3 protein-coding genes are annotated in these 1468 nt (G+C 38.8%); all 3 read left to right on the forward strand.

Going from position 1 to position 1468, the window contains the following annotated elements:
* Positions 1 to 62 precede the first annotated feature (62 nt).
* The 3 genes from DW793_RS14175 to DW793_RS14185 are packed head-to-tail and all read left to right on the forward strand — an operon-like array spanning position 63 to position 1361.
* Positions 63 to 362: a DUF960 family protein gene (locus tag DW793_RS14175; RefSeq protein WP_118158533.1), complete on the forward strand. Its 300-nt coding sequence runs from the start codon at positions 63 to 65 to the stop codon at positions 360 to 362.
* A gap of 46 nt (positions 363 to 408) precedes the next feature.
* Positions 409 to 723 (forward strand): hypothetical protein, encoded by a 315-nt coding sequence (locus DW793_RS14180; protein ID WP_118158534.1) that lies wholly within the window; start codon positions 409 to 411, stop codon positions 721 to 723.
* Positions 720 to 1361: a DUF1643 domain-containing protein gene (locus DW793_RS14185; RefSeq protein ID WP_118158535.1), complete on the forward strand. Its 642-nt coding sequence runs from the start codon at positions 720 to 722 to the stop codon at positions 1359 to 1361. Before DW793_RS14180 ends, DW793_RS14185 begins: the two co-directional genes overlap by 4 nt.
* Positions 1362 to 1468 lie beyond the last annotated feature (107 nt).

Here is a 1468-nt window from a genome sequence, read left to right on the forward strand (position 1 = left end):
ATGACCCTATGCAGTAATACAACTCTGCATAGGGCAATTTTTATTTTCAAGGAGGAAACCATATGTTTGATAACCCACGATACACCACAAGAGGTGTGACCGAAAAAATACCCATTGAGCTGCAAATATTTATGTGGTCGGCTATTGATACTATGCAGGTCAAGAGGAAAGACTATTTGCAGGTGTTCAAGCTGTATGCAGAAAATGTTGACGGGCGGAGCGTACAGATAGTTGAGCATACGCAGGAGCAGCCTAACTACAAGAAAAAGTTTAAGTTAAACGCTGTCGACCCAATATGCGAGAAAGTGTACATTATAGATGATGAAAGCCATTCAACAATGCTTTTGGCTGAGGAATACTGACCTATTGTCATGGTGGCAATAGGTCTTTTTTTATTGGAGGTGCAAAATGATCACACTAGGAACTGCAAAAGAAATGTACAAGCTCAAGGGCTACCCTGCCGAACTGAAAACTGACATTCGGGAGATACTGAATATTCTCGATATGAATTATGGCGAGAACAGAGAATATTTCAAAGTCGGCGGATTTGTCGGCATTGTCGGTATTTGCGGCGATTTTCAGAAACTTTTTTCTCGTTGGCATATCGACTTCAAAAGCGAGCCTTGTGAGTATTCCCTCAAAGTCGGAGGATATATCAAAAAGCTTTTCATCACAAATCCCGATTTTGCTATCGTAATATACGCAAAGGAGGAACTGTTATGATGACAACTGTTTCAACAATAAAAACTGAGCTTGTGTCCTCTGATGACGGAGAGCATACATATTCTGTCACTAAAACATTGGAGGGCGTTCAAGGTGATAAGGCTGTAATGGTCTTGATGTACCCTACACGCAACGCTGAAAATATTCATAGTGATGATACGACCCTTTTGCATATTATCTCTCATATGCAGGATATGGGATTGTCTGAGATTACAATAATAAATCTTTTCTCAAAAGTTGTAAAAACAAAGCTGTCTGCAAAAGGGCTTGAAGTTGACGATGACAATATGAAGTACATTGAAGATGAAATTATGGCTAAGAAAGATTTCAAGGACAAGAAATTCATATTAGCTTATGGCAACAGTATGCAAAGTTGTAAAGCCTGCAATGAAAGCAAAAAGCTCATCATACAGATGTACCAAAAGCATTGCCCTAATGGTACTATATATCAGCTCGCAACGAAGGCTATGCCAAATGAAAAGTGTCCGCACCCATTGTGGCTAGGCATAAGGTGCAAGTTTTCAAAATGGTATTTAAGTGAAGTCCATTTGCCTAAAGAAAAGACTGTTGAGAAAGCAGTTCAAGAAGTAAAGTCAAAGAAAAATACTAAGGCAAGAGAGATAATAAAGCTTAACTGAAACCTGCTAAGAAAAATCAATAGGCAAAATGAACAAAGTTGAGAAAAGAAGCAAAGGAAAAAACGATATAGCAAAGCTGACGTTTGAAGGAAGTATTCAAACGCCCG

The organism is Ruminococcus sp. AM31-15AC (assembly GCF_003462045.1).
GTDB lineage: Bacteria > Bacillota > Clostridia > Oscillospirales > Ruminococcaceae > Hominimerdicola > Hominimerdicola aceti.